The organism is Campylobacter sp. CNRCH_2014_2452 (assembly GCF_025772865.1).
Classification (GTDB): domain Bacteria; phylum Campylobacterota; class Campylobacteria; order Campylobacterales; family Campylobacteraceae; genus Campylobacter_D; species Campylobacter_D lari_D.
Map to the genome: position 1 here is coordinate 1 of NZ_JAKMSX010000014.1, position 19,053 is coordinate 19,053.

Sequence of the window (19,053 nt, forward strand, 5' to 3'; positions counted from 1 at the left end):
CTTAGAAGCTTCTACTCCTGTAGTATCTTTAACTGAGTTAATTGCTGAAATCAAGGCTCCATTTTCATCACCATCTTTATACTCAACCTCACCAATTTTTACCCCATTAATAGCAAAATTTTGATCAGTTTTGCCTGCTTTAATATTACCAACACCTGTAGTTTCAACTAAGAAATTTGCTCTAACACCTGTAATATCAGAAACTCTATTAATCTCTTCAGCTAAAGCTCCCATACCTGTTCCTACTGAAGTAGAAATCACTACAGGTTGGAATTTAAAATCATCTATACCATTATAGTTTTTAATAGTAAGTTGAGCTATACCGCTATCTTTAGCTTGTGAGCCTGTTTCAAATCTAGTTACACCTATTTTAGAGCTTTGAGTTGAACCAATACTTGCTTTGATAGATTGATTTGACTGTGCACCTACTTGGAATTCTTGATTTACAAAACCACCACTTAATAACTGCTTTCCGTTAAATGAAGTTTGATTTGCAATATTATCAAGTTGCTCCATCAAACGATTAATATCAGCTTGAAGCATATTTCTTGTTTTAGTAGTTTGCCCATCTTGTGCTGCTTGAGTAGCTTTTACTTTGATAGTATCTAAGATTTTAAGCTGCTCATCCATAGCCTTATCAGCTGTTTGTAAAATACCTAAAGCATCATTACCATTGCTTATAGCTTGACCCAAAGTATTAGCTTGTGATCTTAAGCTATCTGCTATAGCCATACCTGAAGCATCATCTGCTGCGGAATTGATTCTAAGACCTGAGCTTAATCTGCTTAGAGAGTTATCTAATGCTCTTGAGTTTAAATTTGCGTTGTTTTGAGCATTTAAAGATGCCACATTAGTATTTATACGAAATCCCATTTTAAATCCTTTTAAATAAATTCAACCGCTTCCATGCAGTTGTTTAAGCTATATCGAAAAAATGATAAAAAAATTTATACTTTTAAGATATTTTTATATTCATTTATAGAATTTTCCATACTTGCTAGACTTAATGCTGTAAATTCTAAAAATATTTTTAAAAAATCTGCATAACTTGATAAAGCATTTTGAGACTCTTGATATAAACTCACATTAAAAAAGCCCCTATGATAAAATAATGGTTTATACATAAAACTTTGTAAAATTTTCGCATTATCCAATAAACCATTAAAATCAAAAATAAACTTTGATACTTGCTCATCAAAAACTGCATTTTGATTTTGCAAAATTACTAAAAGATCTTTTGCTTTTTGATGTAAAGCATTTAACTCTAAATAATCTTTTTGTAAAATTTCCAAAGATTTTTTTAATAATTTTTCTTGTCTATTGATACTTAAAACATTTGGAAATACATAATCTTGTTTGTTATCTTTATATAGTGCTAAAACCTTTTCAAAAGGCATCTCTATGGTATAATCTATAAAAGCTCCGCCTTCTGTGGCATTATAAAACTTAACATTAGGATGAGATAAAAATAAAACTTCCAATCTTTTTCTAAATTCATCCCAACCTATATTTGTTTGAACAAATCCTTGTTTATTATAAGCTAACACTCGAAGTTTTTCTGCTTTGTGTTCAGCTTCTTCTACATTATGAAATGTAAAAACTTCTGGGTTAGCATGTGACTTCCCATCATCACTAAAAGCCAAATCCTGTCCTATCATGATTACATTAGTAAATCCCAAAGCTATAGCAAAATTATAAGCAAAATGAGCTACATTGATACCTATATCCAAATAGCCAAAATCATTTAAATTAAATTTTTGCTGGTAATCTAAATTTTGTAGAATATAAATTTTTTGTTTTTTATCTTTTAAAATTAATATCAATTCTTTATTTATATTTCCACTAAGTACAAAAATAGGTTCTTTGGGATTTAAAGGTAAATCCTCGTAAAAACATTTACATTTTTCCTGTATATCCATAGTAAAAACAAAATCAGGATAAATTTCATTCTTAAGTAAAGTTTTGTAAGTAGCATCTAAAGCAAATATCACATAATCATCTTGATATGTTTTTAAAAGCTTAAGTTGTTTATTTAAAGAAGGACCTGCACACACTACAATAACACTTTTATTTCTTCCTTTATTTTCATAAATAAATCTTTGAAAAGGAGTATTTTTTAAGACTAAAGGTATATTAGATAAAAATTGTTTATAAATTTTAGCATCCATGGTAAAGCTCGTATCTATATTTAGGACAACTCTATAAATAACATCTAAGCACTTTTGATACACAAAATCAAACATAGGACTATTGTTATAAAATTCACTATAAGGCAAAAGTTTAAAAAGCCCTAAATACTCAAAACAATCTTTTTGTGAAAAAAGCAAAACAAGATACTCTTCTAATCTTTTCTCTTCTACATCACAAAGATATATTTTTCCGCTTGAAAGCTCTTGACTCAAATCCATCTTGCTTAAAACATTAGCAAAAAATTCTGCTTTATCAAAAATAAAAATATGTTTATTGATAAGCTTTTTTAAAAAAAGTCCATCTCCTATACCGCAAAAAAATATATTAGGTTTTATTAAATCATCTTTTGAAGGCACAAAGGGTGTTTGACTTGGAAAGATGTCGATAAATTCTTCTTTTAAAGATAGAATTTTTTCTTGTAATGGTTTATTGGTAAATTCTAAAGCTTGTAAGTTTTTTTGCAAAAACATTTTATATCCTATGAAATTAAATTATAAAAAATTATATCATTAATTGCATTTTATTTAAAAATCCATCTAAGCAAAAAATTTAACTTTTTTTTATACACTTTTACTAATTTTAATCCTTATAAGGAAAATAATGAAAAATTTAATCATAGTAGAATCACCTGCTAAAGCTAAAACCATAGGTAATTTTCTAGGTAAAGACTATGAGGTAATAGCTTCTAAAGGCCACATTAGAGATTTACCTAAAACTAGCTTTGGTATAAAAATAGAAGATGAAAATTTTAAACCAGAATATAGAATTTCAAATGATCATTCAAGTTTAGTAAAAGAACTCAAAGAAAAGGCTAAAAAAGCTAAAACCATCTACCTTGCAACCGATGAGGATCGTGAGGGTGAAGCCATAGCTTATCATATAGCTAAGGCTATTAATAAAGATGAAAATTCCCTGCCACGCATAGTTTTTCATGAGATTACTAAAAGCGCTATAGAAAATGCTTTAAAAAACCCAAGATCTTTAAATGTAAATAGTGTCAATGCTCAACAAACTAGACGCTTACTTGATCGTATAGTAGGCTATAAATTAAGTCCTTTACTAAATCAAAAAATCCAAAAAGGCTTAAGTGCAGGGCGTGTGCAAAGTGCGGCTTTAAAAATCATCGTCGATAGGGAAAGAGAAATAAAAGCTTTTACTCCTTTAAAATACTTTAGTATAGATATGATTTTTGAAAAAGACTTGCAAGCTGAATTAGTCGAATTTCAAAATCAAAAGATAGAAAAACTAAGTCTAACTAACGAAGATAGAGCCAAACTCATCTTTGAAGCTTGCAAAAATGCTAACTTTAAAATAAAAGATATAGAAAGTAAAGATAGAAAAATAGCTCCACAAGCACCTTTTATGACCTCAACCCTGCAACAAAGCGCGAGCAATCGCCTAGGTTTTAATCCTAAAAAAACCATGATGATTGCCCAAAAACTTTACGAGGGTGTAAAAACCCATCAAGGTATTATGGGTGTGATCACTTATATGAGAACTGACAGCTTAAACATCGCAAAAGAAGCTTTAGAAGAAGTAAGAAAACTCATCAAAAATGATTTTGGCAAAGAATACCTACCAAACAAAGCAAATATTTATACCACTAAAAGCAAAGGCGCTCAAGAAGCACATGAAGCTATAAGACCGACTAATCTTAGCTTTACGCCAAAACTTGCAAGTGAATTTTTAGAAAAAGATGAAGCAAGATTATATACTTTAATATATAATCGCTTTTTAGCTTCACAAATGAATCCTGCTATATCTCAAACTCAAAATGTCTATGCAAAATCAAATGAAGCAAGTTTTAAAATAAGCGGTAGAAAAATTTTATTTGATGGGCATTATAAAGTATATGGAGATATGGATAAAGATAAAATTTTACCTAATTTAAAACTAGAAGATATACTAAATATACAAAATATAGAATTAAACTCGCATTTTACCGAGCCACCTTCAAGATACTCTGAAGCTGGACTTGTTAAAAAGTTAGAAAATCTTGGCATAGGACGCCCTTCTACTTATGCTCCAACCATCTCTTTACTTAGTGCAAGAGAATATGTGCGTATAGATAAAAAGCAAATCATACCTAATGAAATAGCCTTTGTTGTAACAGAAGTTTTAGAACAAAACTTTAGCGATATAGTAGATAGTGATTTTACTTCTAAAATGGAAGATAAACTTGATATCATTGCAGAAGGCAAAATGGACTGGCAAGAAGTTTTAAGAGAGTTTTATTTTCCTTTTATGAGAAAAATTGATGAAGGTAAAAAAAACATAAAAAGCCAAAAAACTTTCACAAAGCTAGATGAAACCTGCCCTGATTGCGGTGGAGAGCTTGCTATAAGAAAAGGAAGATATGGAGAATTTATAGCTTGTTTAAATTTTCCAAAATGTAAATACTCAAGAAATTTAAAACAAGAAACACAAAATGAAGAAAAAAGCGAGAAAAAACTCAATACCATAGGCGTGAAATGCCCAAGCTGTCAAGAAGGCGAGATCGTGGAGCGTTTTTCTAAGCGTGGTAAATTTTATGGATGTAGTGCTTATCCAAAATGCAACTATATAAGCAAATACAAACCAAGTGAAGAAAAATGTAGCAAATGTAGCGAAACTTTGATTATCAAAGAGCTTAAAAAAGGCACATTTTTAGAGTGCTTAAAATGCAAAATCAAAAAGGAAATTTAATGCAAATCATGCTTTGTGCTATATCTAATATAGCAAGTGGAGGGTGCGGGGAAGATTGTAAATACTGCACTCAAAGCGCTCATGTAAAAACTAATATCAACAAATACAAAAGAAAAGATATAGATCAAATTGTTTTAGAAGCTAAAATAGCTAAGAAAAACGAGGCTTTAGGTTTTTGTTTAGTTACAGCAGGTGCTGGACTTGATGATGAAAAACTTGAGTATGTGTGCAAAGTAGCTCATGCGGTGCAAAAAGAAGTAGAAGGACTTTTACTCATAGCTTGCAATGGCATAGCAAATTTAGAACAACTCAAAGAATTAAAAAAAGCAGGAATTTTTTCTTATAATCATAATCTAGAAACTTCTAAAGAATTTTTTCCAAACATATGCTCTACGCATACTTGGGAGCAAAGATTTCAAACTAATCTTTATGCTAAAGAAGCAGGTTTAATGCTTTGTTGTGGCGGAATTTATGGTCTTGGAGAAAGCGAAGCTGATAGAAAAAGTTTTAGAACAAGTTTAAAAGAGCTTGATCCTTTTTCCTCGCCTATTAATTTTTTCATACCAAATGAAAATTTAAAGCTCAAGCAAAACTTATTAAATGCTGACGAGGCGTTAAATATCATCAAAGACACTAAAAAAGACTTACCAAATGCACATATCATGGTAGCAGGTGGTAGAGAAGTAGTTCTAAAAGAAAGACAATATGAAATTTTTGACGCAGGAGCTAGTGCTATAGTAGTAGGTGATTATCTTACAACTAAAGGCGAAGAACCTAGCAAAGATATACAAAAACTAAAACAAATGGGATTTAGCTTTGCTAGCTCATGCCATTGATGCTCAAGCTGCTACGGATTTAAAAATTTTATTAGTCGTAGCAGGATGTTTGCTTACATCACCTTATATTGCTAAATTTTTAAAACTCCCACTTTCAGCCACTGAAATTATGCTTGGCTCTTTTATAGGATTTTTAGGTTTTATAGGAGAAAGTGAGAATTTTAAGCTTTTGGCTAATGCAGGATTTTACTATCTTATGTTTATAGCAGGGATGGAAATCAATCTTAAAACCTTTTTAAAAACCGAAAGAAGCTTACTTAATAAAGCTTTTATTTACATCATACTTTTATATGTTTTTAGTGTTTTAGCGGTTGAAAGTATAGATATTTCTTATATTTTTGTCATTATCATACCTGTTATGAGCGTGGGTTTGCTCTCAACGCTTTATAGAGACTTTGGCAAAAACTGTGAATGGCTTAATGTATCCATGGTGGTAGCCACTTTAGCTGAAGTTGTGAGCATAGTTTTACTTACCATAGCTGCAGCATTTTTGGGAAAAGGTGCTGATCTTTTCTCACTCACTCAAAATTTATTATACCTAGTGGGATTTTTAGCACTTTGTATTTTTGGATTTAAATTTTTAGAAGTGCTTTTTTGGTGGTATCCACAACTTAAAACTATACTCATGCCTTGGCAAGATCAAAATGAAAAAGATATAAGATTTTGCATGGCAATTTTCATAGCCATAGTTGCGATTATGATTTATTTTAAACTTGAAGTTGCACTTGGAGCTTTTATAGCTGGTTCATTTATAGCTACTTTTTTTGATCATAAAAAAGACTTAGAGCATAAACTTTCTAGTTTTGGTTATGGCTTTTTAATCCCTATATTTTTCATTTATATAGGTTCAAGCTTTAAACTCCAAATGCTTTTAAACCCTCAAGTTTTAATCATAGCTTTTTCACTAACTATCTTTATGATAGGACTAAGAATACTTTGTGCTATGACTTTTGTAAAAATACTTGGTTTAAAAAATACCTTTTTATTTGGCTTAAGCCATTCTATGCCACTAACCTTACTTATCGCAGTAGCTACGCTTTCTTATCAAACTAATATTATCACTCAAGATATATACTCAGGATTAGTGCTTACTGCTTTACTTGAAGCAATTTTAGCTATTAGCTTAATAAAATTTATCAATAATCTTAGTAGAAAATAACTCTACTAAGTATTTATTTTCACTCGCTATAATTTTCTTATGAAAAATTTAGACACACTTTTAGAATTAGCCTTAAAAGCAGGCAAGGAAGCCTCTAAGGTATTGCTTGAATATAAAGACAAAAATACCTTATGGCTTAAAGATGATGATTCCCCAGTAGGTTTAGCTGATATAAAATCTAATGAAGCCATTAGTGAAATTTTAGCTTCAAGCGATATAGCTATATGCTCTGAAGAAAATATACTTTCTTATGAAGAAAGAAAAAATTTAGAGTATTTTTGGCTAATAGATCCTCTTGATGGCACTAAATCTTATACTAAAAAAGATAAAGAATATTGTGTTTTAATCGCATTAATCCATAAAAACACTCCTGTGCTTTCGCTTATAGGCGATGTGGAAAATAATGCATTTTATTATGCACATACCCATACTAAAGTTTATAAAAATAATGAAATTTTAAATCTTAGTCTAGAGCAATACGAAAAGGTTAAAAATATAGCCCTTTACTCTAAAAATCATGATAATAATGAAGATTTTTTTATTCAAAATCATCTTGAAGGCATTAAGGTTTCATCTGCTTTAAAGTTTGTATATTTACTTGAAGCAAAAGCTGGAATTTACCCGCGTTTTGGTGGCCCAAAAGCTTGGGATATAGCTGCAGGAGATTTTTTAGTCAAACAAAATGGTGGAATTTTATACGATTTTGATAAAAAGGCCTTAAACTACAATAGTCCTGATTTTAAACTTCCAAGTTTTATAGCTTTTGCTAAGAATGAATTTAAATTAAAAGGTTTTTAGTGAGATTTTTTTTGGTGTTTTTGTGTTTTTTAAGTGCTATTTATGCTAATTCTTTTGCAAATAAAAAAATCATCAAATTACAAAATAATGATGATTTTAATATCATCAATCTTGATCAAGATATAAATTATGATAAACTCTCACACATTAGCACCTTAGCTTTAGTGCCAAGCTATGAAAAAGAATATAATTTTTATTTTTCAAATTTAAAAATCGATGCTAAAAGCATGGCAAAAGACACACTAAAAGCATTAAGTGCTATTTTAAATGAGCAAAATAATTTTGTCTTACTTAGTCAAAAAGAAAATCAAACTTATATCAATAGCCAAAATATCTTACAAACAAATAAAAATTTCATCGATGCAAGTGAGTTTTTAGAATTTAATCGTTTCAAAAAGGCTGATTTTATTATTTTGCTAGATTTAAAAAGCATTCAAGCAAGCCAACAAAATTTCTTGCTTTTTTCCAATTTTGAAGTCAAAGCCGACATAGAATACAAACTTTTTAATGCCAAAACAAAAAAACTAAAAGATCATAAAATCCTTACTATCAATACTCAATTTAGCACAAATGATAAAAATAAATCTTATCAAGAATTAGTTCAAGAAATAGCTAAAATTGTTTATGAAGATATTAAAAATACTATATAATTACCACTTCTTCTTCTAAAACAATCCCAAATTCTTCAAAAACTCTTTTTTTAGCAAGCTCTATCAAAAATAAAGCATCATCAAAACTAGCATGTTTTTTATTGATTAAAAAATTTGCATGTTCATTGCTAAACATCGCATCATTTTTGCTAAAACCTTTAAGATTAACTGCTTCTATCAACCTTCCTGCATGATCGTTTTTGGGATTTTTAAAAATAGAGCCAAAGCTAGCACCTTTTGGTTGATTTTTTCTTGCATTTTTTAAAAGCTCATCTTTAACTGAGTCAAATCCATATTCTAAAAAAAACTTCGCGCTAAACATCACTTCTTTAATAGGATTAAACCTATAAGCAAAAGCAATATTTTGTTTTAAAATTTCTTGATTAAAAGTGCAAATACTAATTAAATTTTTGCTAATATCCTCATCTTTTAATCCTGCATTCATTTTTAAAATACCGCCCAAAGTCCCTGGGATATTTCTTAAAAACTCAAAACCTTTTAAGTTATTTTCTTTAGCAAAATGATATATTTTAAAAGATTTCACGCTAGAGCCTATCTCTAAAAACATACCTTTTTCATTTTGCTCTAAAATTTTAATATAATCAAAACTTTTCCCTAAAATTCCAAGTTTTTTGGGTTTTGGAGAGATTAAAAGATTATTTGCCCCACCTATTAAAAAACCATCAAATTCGCAAGGCTCTTCAAGTATTTGCACTTCAAAGCTCTCACCTATACGCACAGAAGAATACTTAGAAAAATCAATAATCATCTAATAAAGCTTGGAATTTGATTTAAAATATTAGTTGTAAAATCAATCATAGAACTTATCATCCAAGGCATTAAAAATACTATTACCACAACAACAAGTAAAATTTTTGGCACAAAAGAAAGCGTGGCTTCGTTAATTTGCGTTACAGCTTGAAAAATACTTATAATAAGCCCTGCAATAAGCCCTGCTAAAAGCATAGGTAAAGAAAGCATAAGTGTGATTTTAAAAGTTTGTACACCCAAGGCTACTAAAGTACTTTCCATATTTACTCCTTAAAAATTTAAATTCTATCAAGAATTTCTAAATTCTTCATACTCACTAGGGATAAGATAATCTTTACTTTTTATTAACTTCTCATAAAATCCATGATTATATCCAAGCTCAAAAAGCTTATCTATGGCATTGTATTGTTTATCATTCATATTAATAGAGTTTTTATTTGCATATAAATTTAAATACACATCAAGTTTTTGTGCATCAACGCGTATTAAATTACGCTCTAAAAGCATGGAGGCTAAGATTTTTCTATTATGATCGGCCACTTCTACTGCTTTAATCAAATCTTTTTCAACTGCTATTGCATCACTAAGCGGTAAAGATCTTCTAAGGGCCATACCACCTAAAGGTAAAGGTAAATCATTTTTTGCTAATTCTTGCCAAATATCCCAAAGTTCAGCCTCAACACACAAACTAGAATCAAATTCTAAAATGCTCTCATGTATAAGCACTCCCGCATCAACTTCATCTTCTAAAACAGCCTTTTCAATCTCTAAAAAATTCTTATAAATTATTCTAGCTTGTGGATATTTTATGCGAAAGATTAAAGCATTAGTAGTGTGTGCTCCACTTAAAGCAACTTTAAAATTTAGCTTTAATTTTTTATTCTTTTTCTTAATAAGCTTTGGCCCATAACCCTCACCAAAACTCACAGCAGTTTTTAATAAAGCATATTCACTAGCTATTAAAGGATAGAGTGCAAAAGATATCGCACTAACATCGTATATATTTTCCAATGCAAGTTCATTTAAAGTTTGTATATCCAAGGCTGTATTTTCATACTCATAAGCATTTCCAACCCAACCAAATTTAATCGCCATATACATAAAAATATCATCAGCATCAGGAGAGTGTGCTACGCTAATTTTTTTATTCATTTTTTTCCTTAAAAATCTAAAAAAGTATTTTAGCAAAATTCAAAATAAAAACTTATATTAAATTTCTTTTTGATACAATTTTAAACATATTATAAAAGGATTAACAAGCATGGATGATAATAAAAGAAAATCACTTGATGCAGCCTTAAAAAGTCTTGATAAAACCTTTGGAAAAGGTACTATTTTAAGACTTGGCGATAAAGAAGTTGAAAAAATTGATTCTATTCCTACAGGTTCTGTTGGACTTGATTTAGCTTTAGGAATTGGCGGGGTTCCAAAAGGAAGAATTATAGAAATTTATGGACCTGAAAGTTCAGGTAAAACTACACTTACCTTACACATCATAGCAGAATGTCAAAAAAAAGGTGGAGTTTGTGCGTTTATTGATGCTGAACACGCTCTTGATGTAAGATATGCAAAAAATTTAGGTGTTGATACAGAAAATCTTTACATCTCTCAACCAGATTTTGGAGAACAAGCCTTAGAAATCGTTGAAACTATAGCAAGAAGTGGAGCCATTGATCTAATAGTGGTAGATAGCGTTGCTGCACTTACTCCAAAAGCAGAAATCGAAGGTGATATGGGAGATCAACATGTAGGTCTTCAAGCAAGATTAATGAGCCAAGCTTTAAGAAAATTAACCGGTATCGTTCATAAAATGAACACTACTGTAATTTTCATCAATCAAATTCGTATGAAAATAGGCATGATGGGCTATGGCACTCCTGAAACAACTACTGGCGGAAATGCTTTAAAATTTTATGCTTCAGTGCGTTTAGATGTAAGAAAAACAGCCACCTTAAAACAAAATGATGAGCCTATTGGAAACCGCGTTAAAGTAAAAGTGGCTAAAAACAAAGTAGCCCCTCCTTTTAAACAAGCTGAATTTGATGTGATGTTTGGTGAGGGTGTAAGTCGTGAAGGCGAGCTAATAGATTATGGTGTAAAACTTGATATTATTGATAAAAGTGGTGCATGGTTTTCTTACAAGGCTTCTAAACTTGGTCAAGGTAGAGAAAATGCTAAAGCCTTTTTAAAAGAAAATCCAGCTATTGCAGATGAAATTACTCAAGCTATACAAAACTCAATCGGTATAGATAGTATGATTTTGGGCGCAAAAGAAGACGATGAAGGAGAAGAATAATGTTGATTATTGAAGATTTAAGAGCTTTTGAAGTTTTAGATAGTAGAGGCAATCCTACCATTAAAGCTGAAATCATGCTAAGCGATGGCAGTGTGGGTAGTGCTATCGTTCCAAGTGGTGCAAGCACAGGAAAAAAAGAAGCTTTAGAATTAAGAGATAATGATGAAAGATTTGGCGGAAAAGGTGTTTTAAAAGCCATTGAAAACATCAATGGCACCATAGCTGAAAATATTATAGGGCTTGATGCATTTAATCAAACCCAACTAGATAATACCCTTTTAGAACTTGATGGGACAAAAAACTACTCTAATCTAGGAGCAAATGCAACTTTAGGAATTTCTATGGCAACAGCACGCGCTGCTGCTAATGCACTTGGAGTGCCTTTATATCGTTACTTAGGTGGAGCAAATGCAAGCGTATTGCCTGTGCCAATGTGCAATATCATCAACGGTGGTGCGCATGCAAACAATAGCGTAGATTTTCAAGAATTTATGATTATGCCTTTTGGTTTTTCAAGCTTTAAAGAAGCATTAAGATCAGTTTGTGAAATTTATGCAGTATTAAAAAAAGAATTAGCTAATCTAGGTCACTCTACTGCTTTAGGCGATGAGGGTGGTTTTGCGCCAAATTTAGCAAACAACACTGAACCTCTTGATCTTTTAATGACTTGTATTAAAAAAGCAGGCTATGAAAATAAAATCAAACTAGCACTAGATGTAGCAAGTAGTGAGCTTTATAAAGATGGTAAATACCATTTAGAAGGTAAAGTTTTCTCAAGTGAAGACTTGATTGCTCGCTATGAAGAATTATGCGCTAAATATCCTATTTTTAGTATTGAAGATGGTTTAGCTGAAGATGATTATGAAGGTTGGATTAAACTCACTCAAAAGCTTGGCAATAAAATTCAACTTGTGGGTGATGATTTGTTTGTAACTAATGAAGATATTTTAAGAGAAGGTATCATGAAAAATATGGCAAATGCTGTATTGATTAAGCCTAATCAAATCGGAACAATCACTCAAACTATGAGAACAGTAAGACTAGCTCATAGAAATAATTACAGATGTATTATGAGTCATAGAAGCGGGGAAAGCGAAGATGCTTTTATAGCTGATTTTGCAGTAGCGCTTAATACAGGACAAATCAAAACAGGAGCTCTAGCAAGAGGTGAAAGAACAGCTAAATATAATCGTTTGTTAGAAATCGAACTTGATAATGATGAGTATTTAGGAGATAAACTCTGAGTGATTTATTAAAAGAGTATGATGAGCATTCTAAAAAGAAAGAGGCTCGTCATCATCTAATAAAAACTATTGCATTATCATTTGTAGCTATTATTGTTGCTATGTATTTTGGTAATATGTTTTTTGGCAAATCCTCTTTAGATGTTTTATTATCGCTTAAAGAGGAGCAAAAAATTTTAGAGAAAAACATAATAACCTTAAAAACTAAAAATGCCCAAGCTCAAAAAGAATACTTACAGCTTTTAAGACTTAAAGGAGAAAATTCGCATGAGAATTAAATTTTTTTTACTATTTTTATTATCCTGTGTATTTTTAAATGCAAAAGATAATCCTTTTGACAATAACTCAGAACAACAAAACACCGAGTTTGTAAAACTTAGTCCTTTTCAAAGACAGGATTTTACTTTTAATTCTGATGCAAGAATTTTAAAAAATATTACTATTACTTATATTAATCTTGATGGCTCTGAAGAGCAAACTACTCTAGATATATACAAAAGTATCAATTGGCATGATACTTACTCATTTATAAAAGCCAAAAGTCCAAATGCCACACCTATACTTGATGTATCTGTTACTGTGCCACAAGAACAAGGGGTAAAAAACACTAAAACAGAAGAAAACAATACCACTTTAAACATTGAAACACCAATTTTTAGTGGAAATATTTATAATTTTATTTCTATTAGCTTTTATAACAATAAGATTAATATCAAAACCGAAGATAGAATGCTAAGACATTTATCTATAGGAGATCCAACTAAAATCATTATAGATTTTGCTAAAAAGCAAAATTTCAATACAAAAACTTTACAAGTTAATACTGCTCATGTTAGAAAAGTTGTATTTGGATCACATAAAGGATATTATCGTTTGGTAATTTATCTTGATGGAAAATATAGTTATAAATACTCTCAAGGTGAAAATTTACATACCTTTAACTATCGCTAAGAGTTTTTAAAAACTCTTAAGCAAATCTGTGATCATAAATAATCATTTGAAATCTTTGAGCTATCATTTTAGCTCTTTCTATAACAATACTTCTTGGTTCATCTTCAAAAACTTCTTGCAAACTCTCATCAAACAGATTAAGCCAAACATCAAAAAATTCTCTTGGAAATGAAGGTAATTCATGATGAACTCTCAAAGGAGAACCGCTATAACTTGGATCACCTAAAAACATCCCTGCCCAAAAACTTGCTATTTTTTCTTTGTGTTTTTTCCAACTCTCATCATCTATACCAATTTTTTCATTAAAAATAGGCCCTAAATCCTTGTCTATTCTAACTTTTGCATAAAAAACATCCATAAGTTTTTTTATACCCTCATGATTAATAGTTTCAAATTTCATACTTTTCCTTAAAAAATAATTTTGGCTTATTGTATTAAATTTAGAAATTAAAAATATAAACAAAAGTCAATTTTTAGTATAATCATAAAAACAAATTTAAAGAAAAAATATGACTTATACTATTTTACCACCCAATCAATTCTTGGATAATTATATTTTAAATATACAATTACACCAATTAGCAAATATTTCTAAAAATGCTTATAAATTTTGGAAAAATGTTCAGGCAGCACGCTATCAAGGCACAAGAGTGGTATTTTTACATAAAAAAAGTATTTTACAAAAACACCAACATCTTATACAAAAATGTGAAAATCTAAGTGGCTTTGTATTAGCAAGTGCCTTTTGCTCATTTACTACTTTAGCTCCATCACATTTGGTAGAAAAAAATAATTCTCAAATTTATAAAATCTTAGATATAAAAGAAGTTTGTGGGGTTAAATTTGTAAATTTAAAGGCATTTTATGATTTTTTAAATTTAGATTATAGTTATAATATTTATATCGAAAAATGCCATTTTTTCAGTCCTACTCCTTTGGAAAAACGCATTAAAATCACTGAGAGTATGTGCGTTGGGTATTACTAAGATATTTAAATATCAAAGCACAAGCAAGCGAAATTATAGCCATAGTAAACATATAAAATCCTAAAGAAAAACGAACAATATTTTCTAAATTTCCCAAAGCAATAGTGTGTAAAAATAAAGCAAGTTGCGGAGTAAACCCACCAGCTATTGCATAAGCTATATTATAAGAAAAACTAAGCCCTGAAAATTTAACCTTAGCATCAAATACCTCACTCATCATCAAAGGACAAAAATTCATCACTCCGGTAAAAAAGCAAGCGCTTAAATAGTACACACTCACTAAATTAAAATCAGGTGTTTTAGTATAAAGAGCGTTAAAATAAAATAAACAAGTTAAGAAAAATCCTAGCGAAAAAATCATACAAGCTTTTACTATACCTATTTTATCAGCCAAAATTCCACTTAATATACAACCAATTACAAGCAAAACTATACCAAACATTTGTATGTAAGTTTGAAAGCTTGCATCAATATTTAACATTTTTGCCATAAAAGAAGGTATAGTTAAAATCATCACAACAATACAAGCCGTCAAAACCCAAGTTATCAACATAGAAAGTACAACGCCCAGCTTAGCTTTTTTAAATACTTCTTTTAGAGGGAATTTTTCTAAAGCCTTATCTTTTTTCATTTGTTCAAAAACAGGTGTTTCTTGTAAAAATTTACGCAAATAAGCAGAAATAATCCCAAAAATTCCTCCTAAGAAAAATGGAATTCTCCAGGCCCATTCATAAAGTTCTTCTTGTGTAAAAAACTTATTCATCATTAAAAATACAAAACTTCCAAGCAAAATTCCACCTACTACAGAAGCTGTTAAAAATCCAAGATAAGTGCGTTTTTGTCCATTTGGAGCATGCTCAAAAACAAAAACCCAAGCACCAGGTAATTCCCCACCTATAGCTATACCTTGACAAATCCTTACAAATATTAAAAATACTATACATAAATATCCTATGCTTTCATAAGTAGGTATAAAAGCAAGCATAAAAGTTGGCACAACCATCAGTAAAATACTAAGCATAAACATTTTTTTACGACCAAATTTATCGCCAAAATGTGCCATGATTATACCACCAAGTGGTCTAGCTAAATATCCTGCGGCAAAAATTCCATAAGTATTAAACATTTTCCAAAATGGACTTAAATCTTCAGGAAAAAAATTTTTAGAAATATAACTTGCAAAAAATACAAAAATGATAAAATCGTAAAATTCTAAAGTCCCTCCCAAAGAAGAAAGACTCAAAACTTTTATGTCTTTTTTAGTAAGATTTTTACCCACGATTAATCCATCTCATAAGTATCATCATCACTATAATCATCATCGTATTCATAATCATCATCATCATAATTATATGATCTTTGATTATTTGCATAAGTATCATCATCTGCTTCATCATACATTTCATCATCATAATTTTCAAATTCTTCATCATCATAAGCCATTGCAAATCCTTTAAAATTTTTTAGTAGTATTTTAATATAAAAATATACATTTTGGTATAATTTTTCAAACTTTACTTAAGGAAAAATATGAATTTAACGCATTTAGATGAAAAAAATCACCCCAAAATGGTAGATGTAAGTCAAAAAGATATTACCCAAAGAGAAGCTTGTGCAAGCGGTAAAATATACATGAGTAAAGAAGCATTTGAAGCTATCATTGAAAACAAAGCTAAAAAAGGGCCTGTTTTACAAACTGCCATCACAGCAGCCATCATGGGAGCTAAACAAACTTCAAATCTTATCCCAATGTGTCATCCTTTAATGATCTCAAAAGTACAAACCCATATAGAAGAAAACAAAGAAGAATGTTCTTTTCAACTCTTTGTAACCGTAAAATGCGAAGGAAAAACAGGGGTTGAAATGGAAAGCTTAACAGCTGTTAGTATTGGGCTTTTAACTATTTATGATATGGTTAAAGCTATTGATAAAAGTATGCAAATTACTGATATAGTTTTAGAAAGCAAAGAAGGAGGAAAAAGTGGTAAATATCTGCGATCTTAAAAAAGAACCTATTATAAACTACCCTACTTTTTGGGATTATAAGGTCGTTTTTGAAGCTGAAGTTGATGCTTTAGAAATTTTCACCCAAATACTCAATGAAAGAGAATTTAAATATAAAATCTCAAATACTAGCAAACAAGGAACATATAAAAGTTATCTTTTAAGTGTTTATGTCGATAGTAAAGATGATCGTTTAAATATTTTTAATCAATTAAAAAGTAAAGCGAAATTTGTATTATAAAAAAGGAAAAATATGAAAAATTTAGCCATAATTTTTGAAAATTCTCTCTTAGCTTGTGAAAAAAATGAAATTCCAAACTTAATTAGTGAGCTTGTTTTTAATCTAAGTTATAAAAAAATTAGTTTTGAAAATACTAGCAATGAAGAGCTTTTTGCTATCTTTTCTAAAGTATTAGAAAAACTTGGACTTATAAATGAAGAAAATATTTCCAAAATAATCCAAGGTATTATTAAAGCTAGAGTTGAAGAAGATAAAAAAGCATTTTTTGTTTATATTAACGAATATGGCAAATTAAAAGTAAAAATAGAAGAACAAAAAAACACCATTAAACACAAAATTTGCGATAACTTTTTTGATTTAGAAAAGACTTTAAAAGATTTAAATTTAAATGAATTTAATATAAGTATCAATGATGCAATGCTTTATGATATAGAAATACTAGGCCTTTTAAAAGAAACTGCCGAGAGTGCTTTTATCACAACTTTAGAAAAAGGTGAAAACATAGAACTTACATCTTGTGAAATCGCTAAAAACCTTGTATTTAATGCAATTTGTGAAGGAAGCTTTGAAAAAGAAAGAATTTTAAAAATATCCCAAGTAGTTTTAAATGCTGCTTTTGAACTTGCTAACGAATCAAAGGCTTTTGCTTATGATTTATGTATAGGAAGTATTTATGGGACACAAGAAGGAATTTCTTTGGCGATTGAAAAATTTAAATCAAGCTTTGCATATAGCGCTTTAGAACATGATTTAAAAAATAAAGAAAAAGAGCTTATAGACATAGAGCAAGAATTTATCCAAATGCTTAAAAAAATATCATTAGAATTTAATAATCCCGTAAAAGATATACTTAAAGATTTATTAGAAAATAAATTTGACACTTTATTTGCCAAATTTAAACGCTTAATACAAGAAAACAGAGAGCAAATTCTTATCAAAATTAATGAAATTAAACAAAATCCAAAAATTGATGATTTTAGCAAGCTAGCACAAAGCAAACTCAATATCTTAGCTAAAGAGTTAAATGAACTCGAAAAACTCGCAAGCCATAAATATAAAAATTTAGATAAAAACAATGCAAAAGAATTGGGAGTGAGATTGTGGGAAAAAGCAAAAAAATTAATTAAAAAAATATTAATTGATAATTAATTTTTAAAAATTAAAATTACAAAAATAAAATACGGAGGAAATTATATTTAACACTTTGAAAGTTAAATTGTCTTTAATGGCAAATTTTTTCACTGCACTAAGTTTGATTATTTTAGGTGTGTTAAGTTTTTACTTTACCAAAACATACCTTTATGATAATGAGCTAAAAAGGCAAAATGATATTTTACAAGTTGCTCGAACTTCTTTAGAAACATTTCGAAAGCACAATAGTGATTTAATTTTAAATTTGGAAAAAACAATTTTGGAATTTCCATATGAAAAATTAAATTCCGAACAAGCTTTGATAGATAATGTTGGCTCTATTTTAAAATCATATAGAAAAGCTTCTGGAGTTTTATCTGCTTTTATAAGTTTAGATAATGGAGAAAATCTTGTAAGTAATGATACTAGTGATAAAAATAATAAAAATATCGAAATTTATGGACAAAATATCAACTATGATGCTAGAACTAGACCATGGTATATTGGAGCCAAAGAAAATAAAGATATTTTCATCACTTCTCCTTATATTGATAAAGCAACAAATCAATATGTAATAACATATACTAAATCTATATATAAAAATGGTAATTTTGTAGGAATTATTGGGGTTGATATTCCAGTAAAAGAGCTTCAAGAAAATTTTGAAAATATGCCTGGTAATAGCTTTTTATTTGATGAAAATGGAAAGATATTTGTTGCTAAAAACAAACAGTTATTAGATCCATCGGTAGATCATGGACCGGTATTAAATGCACACAAACAAAATGGTGATTATTCTTTCTTTGAATATGGATTAAAAGGAAAAGAAAGGCTAGGTATATGTGCTAAAATATCTTCTTACCTTGTTTGTAGCACCGAAAGTGCTGATGTTATAAATGAGCCTATTTTCAAAACAGCAACAATACAAACAATTGTTGTAAGTATCATGGTTGCCTTAAGTGTTATCATACTCTACTTCATCATCTCTTATTATCTATCCCCTTTGCAAGCAATCCAAAAAGGTATCAATTCTTTCTTTGACTTCATCAATCATAAAACAAAAGATTCTGCTATGATAGATGTTAAGACTAATGATGAATTTGGAGTTATT

Annotated in this window: 21 protein-coding genes; 13 read left to right on the forward strand and 8 right to left on the reverse strand. The window is 29.5% G+C overall.

The window, feature by feature from the left end:
- Together L8X38_RS07765 and L8X38_RS07770 are read right to left on the reverse strand one after the other, a co-directional pair.
- On the reverse strand, positions 1 to 873 hold an 873-nt coding region (locus L8X38_RS07765), incomplete at its 3' end, for a flagellin hook IN motif-containing protein (protein WP_318529588.1).
- 74 nt (positions 874 to 947) lie between these two features.
- The gene (locus L8X38_RS07770) at positions 948 to 2,660 is read right to left on the reverse strand and encodes a motility associated factor glycosyltransferase family protein (protein ID WP_263661711.1); all 1,713 of its coding nucleotides are present in this window, start codon (positions 2,658 to 2,660) and stop codon (positions 948 to 950) included.
- A 130-nt stretch (positions 2,661 to 2,790) separates the two neighbouring features.
- Between L8X38_RS07770 and topA the strand changes: the two genes are divergently transcribed.
- The 5 genes from topA to L8X38_RS07795 are packed head-to-tail and all read left to right on the forward strand — an operon-like array spanning position 2,791 to position 8,318.
- On the forward strand, positions 2,791 to 4,875 hold the full coding sequence (topA, locus tag L8X38_RS07775; protein WP_412175445.1) for a type I DNA topoisomerase: 2,085 nt from the start codon (positions 2,791 to 2,793) through the stop codon (positions 4,873 to 4,875).
- Positions 4,875 to 5,711, forward strand: a complete 837-nt coding sequence (locus tag L8X38_RS07780; RefSeq protein ID WP_039627786.1) for a biotin synthase — start codon at positions 4,875 to 4,877, stop codon at positions 5,709 to 5,711. Before topA ends, L8X38_RS07780 begins: the two co-directional genes overlap by 1 nt.
- Entirely contained in the window at positions 5,692 to 6,870 is a 1,179-nt protein-coding gene (locus tag L8X38_RS07785) for a cation:proton antiporter (protein ID WP_133319939.1), read from the forward strand. The genes L8X38_RS07780 and L8X38_RS07785 overlap by 20 nt, the downstream gene beginning before the upstream one ends.
- 39 nt (positions 6,871 to 6,909) lie before the next feature.
- On the forward strand, positions 6,910 to 7,668 hold the full coding sequence (locus L8X38_RS07790) for a 3'(2'),5'-bisphosphate nucleotidase CysQ (protein WP_263661712.1): 759 nt from the start codon (positions 6,910 to 6,912) through the stop codon (positions 7,666 to 7,668).
- A complete protein-coding gene (locus L8X38_RS07795; RefSeq protein WP_263661713.1) occupies positions 7,668 to 8,318 on the forward strand; it encodes a hypothetical protein in 651 nt (216 codons plus the stop codon). Before L8X38_RS07790 ends, L8X38_RS07795 begins: the two co-directional genes overlap by 1 nt.
- On the opposite strand, the gene L8X38_RS07800 is transcribed toward L8X38_RS07795, so the two are convergent.
- From L8X38_RS07800 to L8X38_RS07810, 3 genes are read right to left on the reverse strand one after another with little or no spacing between them, the layout of a single operon-like run.
- On the reverse strand, positions 8,311 to 9,087 hold the full coding sequence (locus L8X38_RS07800; protein ID WP_263661714.1) for a UDP-N-acetylmuramate dehydrogenase: 777 nt from the start codon (positions 9,085 to 9,087) through the stop codon (positions 8,311 to 8,313). The two genes, L8X38_RS07795 and L8X38_RS07800, sit on opposite strands and share 8 nt — an antisense overlap.
- Positions 9,084 to 9,350 (reverse strand): flagellar biosynthesis protein FliQ, encoded by a 267-nt coding sequence (gene fliQ / locus L8X38_RS07805; protein WP_012660903.1) that lies wholly within the window; start codon positions 9,348 to 9,350, stop codon positions 9,084 to 9,086. The genes L8X38_RS07800 and fliQ overlap by 4 nt, the downstream gene beginning before the upstream one ends.
- Before the next feature lie 27 nt (positions 9,351 to 9,377).
- Positions 9,378 to 10,241: a menaquinone biosynthesis family protein gene (locus L8X38_RS07810; protein WP_263661715.1), complete on the reverse strand. Its 864-nt coding sequence runs from the start codon at positions 10,239 to 10,241 to the stop codon at positions 9,378 to 9,380.
- A gap of 109 nt (positions 10,242 to 10,350) precedes the next feature.
- Here L8X38_RS07810 and recA point away from each other — a divergent pair, with 109 nt between their 5' ends.
- The 3 genes from recA to L8X38_RS07825 all read left to right on the forward strand — a co-directional run bounded on the left by recA (position 10,351) and on the right by L8X38_RS07825 (position 13,580).
- Entirely contained in the window at positions 10,351 to 11,385 is a 1,035-nt protein-coding gene (gene recA, locus L8X38_RS07815; protein WP_087700900.1) for a recombinase RecA, read from the forward strand.
- A complete protein-coding gene (gene eno / locus L8X38_RS07820) occupies positions 11,385 to 12,629 on the forward strand; it encodes a phosphopyruvate hydratase (protein ID WP_220566354.1) in 1,245 nt (414 codons plus the stop codon). Before recA ends, eno begins: the two co-directional genes overlap by 1 nt.
- Positions 12,630 to 12,896: 267 nt before the next feature.
- Complete coding sequence (locus L8X38_RS07825) at positions 12,897 to 13,580, forward strand: AMIN domain-containing protein (RefSeq protein ID WP_133319946.1); 684 nt, start codon at positions 12,897 to 12,899, stop codon at positions 13,578 to 13,580.
- A 16-nt stretch (positions 13,581 to 13,596) separates the two neighbouring features.
- Here L8X38_RS07825 and L8X38_RS07830 read toward each other — a convergent pair whose 3' ends face one another.
- The gene (locus L8X38_RS07830; protein ID WP_263661716.1) at positions 13,597 to 13,980 is read right to left on the reverse strand and encodes a group III truncated hemoglobin; all 384 of its coding nucleotides are present in this window, start codon (positions 13,978 to 13,980) and stop codon (positions 13,597 to 13,599) included.
- Positions 13,981 to 14,089: 109 nt separating this feature from the next.
- Between L8X38_RS07830 and L8X38_RS07835 the strand changes: the two genes are divergently transcribed.
- Positions 14,090 to 14,566 carry a cysteine permease gene (locus L8X38_RS07835; RefSeq protein ID WP_263659937.1) on the forward strand — a complete coding sequence of 159 codons (477 nt, stop codon included), beginning with the start codon at positions 14,090 to 14,092 and terminating at the stop codon, positions 14,564 to 14,566.
- Here the strand turns inward: L8X38_RS07835 and L8X38_RS07840 are convergent.
- Both L8X38_RS07840 and L8X38_RS07845 read right to left on the reverse strand, forming a co-directional pair.
- Positions 14,535 to 15,845: an MFS transporter gene (locus L8X38_RS07840; RefSeq protein ID WP_263661717.1), complete on the reverse strand. Its 1,311-nt coding sequence runs from the start codon at positions 15,843 to 15,845 to the stop codon at positions 14,535 to 14,537. The genes L8X38_RS07835 and L8X38_RS07840 overlap by 32 nt on opposite strands.
- 2 nt (positions 15,846 to 15,847) lie before the next feature.
- Positions 15,848 to 16,009 (reverse strand): highly acidic protein, encoded by a 162-nt coding sequence (locus tag L8X38_RS07845; RefSeq protein ID WP_133319950.1) that lies wholly within the window; start codon positions 16,007 to 16,009, stop codon positions 15,848 to 15,850.
- 87 nt (positions 16,010 to 16,096) lie between these two features.
- On the opposite strand from L8X38_RS07845, the gene moaC reads away from it, so the two are divergent.
- From moaC to L8X38_RS07865, 4 genes are all read left to right on the forward strand, one after another.
- The gene (gene moaC, locus L8X38_RS07850) at positions 16,097 to 16,570 is read left to right on the forward strand and encodes a cyclic pyranopterin monophosphate synthase MoaC (protein ID WP_133319951.1); all 474 of its coding nucleotides are present in this window, start codon (positions 16,097 to 16,099) and stop codon (positions 16,568 to 16,570) included.
- Positions 16,548 to 16,811, forward strand: a complete 264-nt coding sequence (locus L8X38_RS07855) for a DUF493 family protein (RefSeq protein WP_133319952.1) — start codon at positions 16,548 to 16,550, stop codon at positions 16,809 to 16,811. The genes moaC and L8X38_RS07855 overlap by 23 nt, the downstream gene beginning before the upstream one ends.
- Positions 16,812 to 16,823: 12 nt before the next feature.
- Entirely contained in the window at positions 16,824 to 17,960 is a 1,137-nt protein-coding gene (locus tag L8X38_RS07860) for a hypothetical protein (RefSeq protein WP_263661718.1), read from the forward strand.
- Positions 17,961 to 18,036: 76 nt separating this feature from the next.
- Positions 18,037 to 19,053: cache domain-containing protein (locus tag L8X38_RS07865; protein ID WP_263661719.1), on the forward strand; the 1,017-nt coding region annotated here is incomplete at its 3' end.